The organism is Vibrio sp. CCUG 15886 (assembly GCF_028570825.1).
Taxonomy (GTDB): domain Bacteria; phylum Pseudomonadota; class Gammaproteobacteria; order Enterobacterales; family Vibrionaceae; genus Vibrio; species Vibrio vulnificus_B.
On the sequence record NZ_JAQQBT010000009.1, the window covers coordinates 121095 to 129357 of the forward strand.

Consider the following 8263-nt stretch of genomic DNA (forward strand, 5'->3'; position numbering starts at 1 on the left):
AAGGCGATTACAGGATCAGCACATGGAAAAGCAGGCAAGCTTATCGTGGACGGTCGTTGGCATCAATTTGAAGAAGGTGAGCAAACGACTCGCCCCATCATTGCAGGCAATTCGCGAAGGGATGATTTGGCTGATTCCCTGTTTGATGTTATCGGCTTTTGCGCTGTTCTTCGCCAGTATGGGCGAGTTTGTTGGCGGTGGTCGAAGTGGCTGGATCAATGCACTGTATGATGTGCATAACGCGATTGCGTCATTTTTTCCCTATCTTATGACGGCGACCATCTCTTATGTGCTGGCGATGCAATGGAAATTAGCTCGCCCACCGATGGCCCTACTTTCGATTATTTTTCTCCTTATTGTTGGTCATGTCGTACCCGCTGATGACACGTTGAAAATGTTTCACATCGTCATTGCGATTGTGACGCCGCTGTACGCGATTCCTATCTTGGCGCATTTGCTGCACGTGCCTCAATTGCGCATCACCAACTCCGACAGTGGAGGTAAGCTGGTCAAAGAATCGTTGAATCTTGTTTTACCCGCACTGCTAACTGCGTTTATTGTCGTGGTGATTAATTACTTAATATTCAGCATGATCAGCTTTGGTGATGGGTTGAAATTAGTACAACTCGATTATGCCAATGAGCCGTATGAGTTTGGTATCACCTTTGCCGCGATGAACTCGTTGTTATGGTTCCTCGGTGTTCACGGTTACTACGCACTGTTGCCACTGGTTGAGCTGTTACAGCAAGCAAGTTCGTTGAACTATTCAACCTTTGTCGCCGGAGGTGAAGGACATTATGCGATGAACCTTTCCATGATGGGGACCTTTGTCTTCATTGGAGGGAGCGGAGCAACACTGTCATTAGTCGTCGCCATGTTATTGTTTGCGAAGCAGAAAAGTCTCAAATTAATAGCGATCGCCTCTATCCCTATTGGCTTAATTAACGTCAATGAAATTTTGCTGTTTGGTCTGCCCATTATTTTGAATCCACGTATGTTTTTACCGTTTTTTTTAACACCGGCGGTGCACGTGGTGACGACCTTGCTTGCGATTGAAATCGGTGTTATCGACGTGCCAAGCGCAAGTGTGCCTTTTAATGCGCCAATTATTATTAACGCGTGGTTAGCAACATCTGGTGACTGGGGTGGGGTGCTGCTGCAACTCTTTAACATTGCCGTTGGTGTGGTGATCTACTATCCATCGGTGAGAAACCTCAATCGGTTGTACAGCAATCGCGAAATCAAAATTGATTTTCTTGATACGGTGTACGTGAGACGCAGAGAAGAAGCGGACACATTAAAAGATGACCCCATTGCGACTGCAAATGATCGCGCTCGCCGTGCTCAGGAAGTTGAACAACGATTAGAGCACATTGGTAGCAAAGAGTTTTGCCTGGAATATCAACCGCAAGTTTCTCATCAAACCGGTCGTGTGGTTGGTTGTGAAGCGTTGATTCGAGCTATCGAACCCGATGGCACGCTGGTGTATCCCGGTACGTTCTTGCCATGGCTCGAAGAAGCGGGCTTGATGAAAGATGTGGATCTTTGGGTGCTGAAAACGGTCGCAAAAGACATTCAAGAGTGGAACCGCATTGGCTTGTATGTGCCTGTTAGCATCAACCTTACCCCTGCTTTTCTTGCTGACCAAGAGTGTATGGATAAACTGGAGTACATTTTGGCTCCTGTCGCGTCGCAAGTACACATTGAAATCACCGAAGAGACGTTGCTGGTGGATGAGCAGGTACTGGCGCGTTCTTTTAACCTGCTGCATCAATTGGGCGTAGCAGTGTATATTGATGACTTTGGGACGGGTTTCTCCTCGTTGTCTTACCTCAATCGATTTGAAGTCGACGCGATTAAAGTCGATCGTTCCTTTGTTTTGGCGCTCGATAATGAGAAAGGAAAAAAAGTGTTCATGAGCCTTCTTTCTGTGGCCGAGCAACTGGGACTAGAAGTGGTTATTGAAGGGGTTGAATCGCAACAGCAATTGAACCATATTCCTGCCAAAGAGCATATCTCGATACAGGGCTGGTATTACAGCCGTTCATTGCAACACAACTCATTTATCCAATACTGCATCAATGCCAACCGACTCACTCCAGTTGTGGAGGTGGATTAGAAAAGACCTAATTGCGCATCGGCTAACTGGCTAAAGTCTTTACCAATAAAAGGTAGAATGGCATCGGCAACCGGTTTGAGCTGTTTATCGACATAATGTTGGTAATCGATCGCGCTGGATTGATATTCCTTGGGTTCTGGCCCATTGAGCGTAATGAGATACTCAATACGTGCTCGATTTTGATATTGAAGTGGTCGCCCTAAGCGCGCATTGATTTCGTCGGCCATTCTTGCCGCCCGAACTTGAGGCGGAACGTTTTTCTGATAGTCACTGAGTTTTCTGCGTAAGCGTTTTTGATAGACCAGCTCATCATCAAATGCCCCCGCGCGAGTTTGCTCAACCATCTCACGCACATAGTCAGTTGGATCTTGGTCGTGAAAGATCATCATATAGAGTTGGTGCTGGAAACGTTGTGCTAATGGCGTCCAGTCCGTTCTCGCACTTTCTAAGCCTTTAAACACGATTCGCTCCTCGCTGCCTTGCTGAATCAGCCCTGCATAACGCTTCTTCGAGCCGGTTTCGGCACCACGGATGGTTGGCATCAAAAATTTGCGATAGTGGGTTTCGTACTCAAGTTCAAGGATGGAGTTTAAATTGAACTCTTGCTCAAGATGATGCTTCCACCATTGGTTAATCAGGTTAACCAATTGGCGACCAATCGTATCGGCTTCTGGCTGCTCGAAACGACCATTGAGCGAAACAAAGGTTGAGTCCGTGTCGCCATAAATGACTTGATAGCCCTGCTGTTCAATCAGCAATTTTGTCTGCTTCATGATCTCATGCCCGCGCATCGTGATGCTTGAGGCCAACCGAGTATCAAAAAAACGGCAGCCCGATGAGCCAAGTACCCCATAAAATGAGTTCATGATGATCTTAATTGCTTGAGAGAAGGCTTTGTCGTTGTTGCGTTTCGCGACATCTCGAGCATGCCACAATGTCTCGATCATCTCGGGCAGAAAGTGCTTAGTGCGATGAAATTGGCCACCACGAAAGCCCGGAACGGCTTGGTGTGGCGCTTTGCCACTTTCTAATTTAAGCCCTTCAACTAACCCAAGTGGGTCGATCAGAAACGATCGAATAATCGATGGATAAAGACTCTTAAAATCGAGCACTAAAACGGAATCGTAAAGTCCGGGCAGCGAGTCCATAACGTAACCACCAGGGCTCGCAACCCAATTCTCAGGCTGTAAATTGGGCGCAATGTAACCTGCGCGATGCAATTGCGGTAGGTAGAGGTTGGTAAAGGCCGCCACAGAGCCCCCGACACGATCCAGTTCGACGCCCGTTAATTTAGACCGTTCAATCACGTACTCGAGCAAATGAGTGTGAGCGAAAATACGATTGACCAAGACGCAATCTTGTAAGTTGTATTTCGCGAGGGAAGGCTTGTCGTGGCGAAACATGTGATTAATTTCGGCCATGCGATCGTGCACATTGTGAATCGCTTTACCCTCTCCCAATAGCTCTCTTGAGACCGATTCGAGTGACCAAGAGCGGAAGTGATACGTTGCGGTTTTAAGCGTATCAATGCCATCTAGGACGACGCGGCCGGGAATGGTAATAAATGCCTGTTGGCTTTGGCTCGATGAGCGGAAATAGCTAGTTTGGTTGCCTCGGCCGAGAGTCAGTATCAACTGATGCCACTCTGCGCGCTTTTGCAGTAATCGAAAGTCAAAGTCAATGACATTCCAGCCGACGATAACATCTGGATCAAATTGCTCAAACCAAGCAATCAAAGCAAGCAGTAATTGTTTTTCATCTTGGACCCACTGAATGGGTGTGTCGGCCGCTTCGGGCTCACCAATCATGATCACTCGGCTATCCATCGGGCTATCTAAACCGATGGAATAAAGAATCCCTTTTTCTGAGCACTCTAAATCGAGTGAAACCACTTTAAGCGTTGGCGTGTAATCCCCTTGCCGACACTTGGCATTGGTGACTTGAACATGGGTATTTTGCGTTTTAAAAGTACCAGTAAACGCCAAAGATCCGCGGATAAAGCGTTCCATTAAGTAGCGATCGGCAAGGCGAATGTCTGACTCCAACACCGTAATGTCGTGTTGAGTAAGTAATGATGAGAGGGTATAAGCATCTCGATTGGTTTCACAGTAACACGCTGCCATAGGGGTGTGTGAGAAGTCTTTCAATGGAAGAGGCTTGAATTCCACTTTAACATCGGGGTGGTGTTCACTTGCTAAGCGTTGGGCATCTTCACGCTGAGTATCATCGATGAAAAAAACCGGTTTTTCACCATCAATAAGCAATTGGTGCGGCCCATCTTCTGTTGAGAGCCACAGTTCAATTTGAGTGCTTGAAAAGCGATCGCGTGCATGTCGAGTTAAGACAAAACCGTGAGTGATGGTCAAATCCGAATTCCAATTAAGAACAACTGCCCTGATGTTAGCAAATTGTCACTCAAACGCGTGAAATTAAGTGGTTTTTCTTGCACGTTTGCTTAAAGTTTGTACGCCTAGAGCGTGATAAATATGATGGAGATAAAATTCCTGACGATTGCTCCGAAGTAAGTGTCTCCTTTTAAAAACAAAATTGTTAGAGTGACCTTTGATATTTGCTCTCGCATCCAATAAGTCCTTGCTAAAGTTTGCGTTTCGGCACATATTCATAGAAGGCATTTTCAGAGTAAATGCGGTAATATAGGCAACTGTACTGATATCCACACTTGATGTGGAACAGAGCCAATTAATAGTGTGGAGATACAAGTTTGATCAATGTTTTCCTTGTAGATGATCACGAGCTGGTTCGCACAGGGATACGACGTATTATTGAAGACGTCCGTGGAATGAACGTAGCAGGAGAAGCTGATAGCGGTGAAAATGCGGTAAAATGGTGTCGTAGCAATCATGCAGACGTCGTTTTAATGGATATGAACATGCCTGGTATTGGCGGCTTGGAAGCTACCAAGAAAATTTTGCGTGTTAATCCAGATGTAAAAATCATCGTCTTAACTGTTCATACGGAAAATCCGTTTCCAACTAAAGTGATGCAAGCGGGGGCTTCTGGTTATTTGACCAAAGGCGCTGGCCCAGATGAAATGGTGAATGCAATTCGTATTGTCCACAGTGGGCAACGTTATATTTCACCAGAAATTGCGCAGCAAATGGCGTTAAGCCAGTTTTCGCCTGCGTCCGAAAACCCTTTCAAGGATCTGTCTGAGCGTGAGCTTCAGATCATGATGATGATCACGAAAGGTCAGAAAGTGACAGATATTTCTGAGCAGTTAAATCTCAGTCCTAAAACTGTCAACAGCTATCGTTATCGTTTGTTTAGCAAGCTATCGATTAATGGTGACGTAGAGTTGACCCATTTGGCGATTCGTCACGGAATGTTAGATACCGAGACTCTCTAGTGTGACTCAAATTTTTGATTCGGTATCTTTCCTCAAGACAGTCACTCATCAGCCTGGCGTTTATCGTATGTATAACGCCGAGGCTGTTGTTATTTATGTCGGTAAAGCCAAAGATCTCAAAAAACGCCTCTCAAGCTATTTCCGCAAAAAAGTTGACAGCGAAAAAACCAAAGCACTGGTGAGTAATATTGCCAAAATTGATGTGACCGTGACGCACACCGAAACGGAAGCGCTGATTCTTGAGCATAATTACATTAAGCAATATTTGCCGAAGTATAATGTCCTGCTGCGAGACGATAAGTCTTATCCCTATATTTTCCTTAGTGCCCATCGCCATCCTAGGGTCTCTCTGCATCGTGGTGCTAAGAAGAGAAAAGGCGAGTATTTCGGACCTTATCCGGACTCAGGTGCAGTACGTGAAACCTTGCACTTGATCCAGAAAATTTTCCCGGTGAGACAGTGTGAAGACACCGTTTATGCTAACCGAACGCGTCCTTGTTTGATGTACCAGATTGGTCGCTGTGCGGGCCCTTGTGTCAGGAGTGTCATTTCTGATGTCGACTATGCAGAGCTAGTGGGTTACTTACGTCTATTTTTACAAGGTAAAGATAACCAAGTTCTAGAGCTCCTAGTGCAAAAAATGGAGATTGCGAGCCAGCAACTTAAGTTTGAGGATGCGGCAAAATTTCGTGATCAGATCCAAGCGATTCGTCGTGTTCAGGAACAACAATATGTTTCGGAAGATAGCCAAGAAGATATGGATGTGCTCGGTTTTGCACAAGAAAATGGCATTGCATGCATCCATATCTTGATGATTCGCCAAGGTAAGGTACTGGGAAGTCGCAGTCATTTTCCCAAGATTCCTCAAAACACCAATGCGCAAGAAGTGTTTGATAGCTTTTTGACGCAATACTATTTGAGCCACAACGAAGCTCGGACGATTCCATCGCGCATCATTCTAAATCAGGAACTGGCTGCGGATGTTGAGGCGATTCAGCTGGCTCTCAGTGATGTCGCTGGGCGGAAAGTACAATTTCATACCTCGCCATCAGGGTCACGTGGTCGTTACCTCAAATTGTCCAATACCAATGCGCTGACGGCAATGACGACCAAAATCAATCATAAGATGACGATCAATCAACGCTTTAAGGCATTGCGTGACGTTCTTGCGATGGACTCGATTGCTCGTATGGAGTGCTTTGATATTTCTCATACCATGGGCGAAAGTACGATTGCCTCTTGTGTGGTGTTCAACAGTGAAGGCCCGGTTAAGCAAGAGTATCGTCGCTACAATATTACCGGAATCACAGGTGGTGACGATTATGCAGCCATGGGGCAAGCTTTAGAGCGTCGTTACGCCAAACAACTGGATGTCGAGAAAATTCCAGACATTATTTTTATTGATGGTGGTAAAGGGCAACTTAATCGAGCACACGAAATCATCGTGCAATACTGGGGAGATTGGCCGAAGCGACCCGTGATGATCGGTATCGCAAAAGGGGTCACTCGTAAACCAGGTTTGGAAACTTTGATTACGGTTGATGGCGATGAGTTTCATTTGCCAAGTGATGATCCGGCTCTACATTTAATCCAGCACATCCGTGATGAAAGCCACAATCATGCCATCGCAGGGCACAGAGCGAAGCGCGGAAAAACGCGTAAAACGAGTGCGTTAGAGGGCATTGAAGGCGTAGGGCCCAAACGCCGTCAGGCGCTGTTGAAATACACGGGAGGCTTACAAGAGCTCAAGCGTGCAAGTGTTGAAGAAATCGCCAAAGTGCCGGGCATCAGTCACTCTTTGGCAGAAATTATCTATCAAGCATTGAAACAATAGTGAAAATCCAGCACCATTAGCGCGCAAAGTGTAAGAGAATAATAATATGCGTTTGAACATCCCCAACATATTGTCGCTAATGAGATTATTTCTCATCCCAGTGTTTGTCGTTGCGTTTTATCTTCCCTATTCATGGGCTCCTTTTGCTGCGGCAATGGTGTTTTGGGTTGCCGGTTTTACCGATTGGCTCGATGGGATGTTAGCAAGAAAACTGGGTCAAACGTCTCGTTTCGGTGCGTTTATCGATCCAGTGGCGGATAAAGTACTAGTGGCAACCGCCTTGATTTTGATTACAGAACATTACCATTCCATTTGGGTAACGATTCCAGCCGTGACCATGATCGCAAGGGAAATCATTATTTCAGCACTGCGTGAGTGGATGGCAGAGATCGGCAAACGAGCGAGCGTTGCTGTCTCTTGGGTCGGTAAAGTAAAAACCATGACTCAAATGTTTGCGCTATGGGTATTAATTTGGCGTTATGACGATTGGATGGTTTGGTTAGGTTTCGGCGCATTGTACATTGCCACATTCCTTACTTACTGGTCGATGGTGCAGTACTTGATGGCTGCGAAAGATGACTTGTTGAATGAAGAACATCACTAATGTTGAGAAAGCGGGCGCAAGCCCGTTTTTTTATGCGTGAAGTTCGCGAGCAAGGCGTAAGTATAAATTGTGTAAGACAAGGATTATTCTAGATAATCTTGACTATATTTAGAAAAAATCTGCCTTTAAAATAAGCAATTTGCAGCTTTTAGCACATTTTGTGCTCAAACGATTTAAAAAACAAAAAAATAGTGTTGACTCGTTTTAATGAATGGGTAGAATGCATCCCGTACCCAAGAGAGACTAACTTCTTAAGGGCGATGTAAGGCGCGTTGGCAGAGGGGCTATGCAGCGGATTGCAAATCCGTGGACCTCGGTTCGACTCCGGGACGCGCCTCC

5 protein-coding genes and 1 tRNA gene are annotated in these 8263 nt (G+C 45.8%); 5 read left to right on the forward strand and 1 reads right to left on the reverse strand.

The genetic code is table 11. The features are described from left to right. Positions 1-22: 22 nt before the first annotated feature. A complete protein-coding gene (locus tag PQQ36_RS16135) occupies positions 23-2119 on the forward strand; it encodes a PTS sugar transporter subunit IIC/EAL domain-containing protein (RefSeq protein WP_039553238.1) in 2097 nt (698 codons plus the stop codon). Here the strand turns inward: PQQ36_RS16135 and PQQ36_RS16140 are convergent. Beyond that, entirely contained in the window at positions 2116-4485 is a 2370-nt protein-coding gene (locus PQQ36_RS16140) for a DNA polymerase II (protein ID WP_263189659.1), read from the reverse strand. The genes PQQ36_RS16135 and PQQ36_RS16140 overlap by 4 nt on opposite strands. A gap of 356 nt (positions 4486-4841) precedes the next feature. On the opposite strand from PQQ36_RS16140, the gene uvrY reads away from it, so the two are divergent. The 4 genes from uvrY to PQQ36_RS16160 all read left to right on the forward strand — a co-directional run bounded on the left by uvrY (position 4842) and on the right by PQQ36_RS16160 (position 8261). Beyond that, a complete protein-coding gene (gene uvrY, locus PQQ36_RS16145) occupies positions 4842-5486 on the forward strand; it encodes a UvrY/SirA/GacA family response regulator transcription factor (protein WP_011080857.1) in 645 nt (214 codons plus the stop codon). A 1-nt stretch (position 5487) separates the two neighbouring features. Further along, positions 5488-7320 (forward strand): excinuclease ABC subunit UvrC, encoded by a 1833-nt coding sequence (gene uvrC, locus PQQ36_RS16150; RefSeq protein ID WP_085760867.1) that lies wholly within the window; start codon positions 5488-5490, stop codon positions 7318-7320. Positions 7321-7366: 46 nt separating this feature from the next. Then, positions 7367-7924 carry a CDP-diacylglycerol--glycerol-3-phosphate 3-phosphatidyltransferase gene (gene pgsA / locus PQQ36_RS16155; RefSeq protein ID WP_011080855.1) on the forward strand — a complete coding sequence of 186 codons (558 nt, stop codon included), beginning with the start codon at positions 7367-7369 and terminating at the stop codon, positions 7922-7924. Between the two features lie 266 nt (positions 7925-8190). Continuing rightward, positions 8191-8261, forward strand: a tRNA-Cys gene (locus PQQ36_RS16160). Positions 8262-8263 lie beyond the last annotated feature (2 nt).

Excerpts from the sequence above, each read along its gene's own strand:
- PQQ36_RS16135 (WP_039553238.1), top strand. The coding sequence starts at position 23 with ATGGAAAAGCAGGCAAGCTTATCGTGGACGGTCGTTGGCATCAATTTG.
- pgsA (WP_011080855.1), top strand. The coding sequence starts at position 7,367 with ATGCGTTTGAACATCCCCAACATATTGTCGCTAATGAGATTATTTCTC.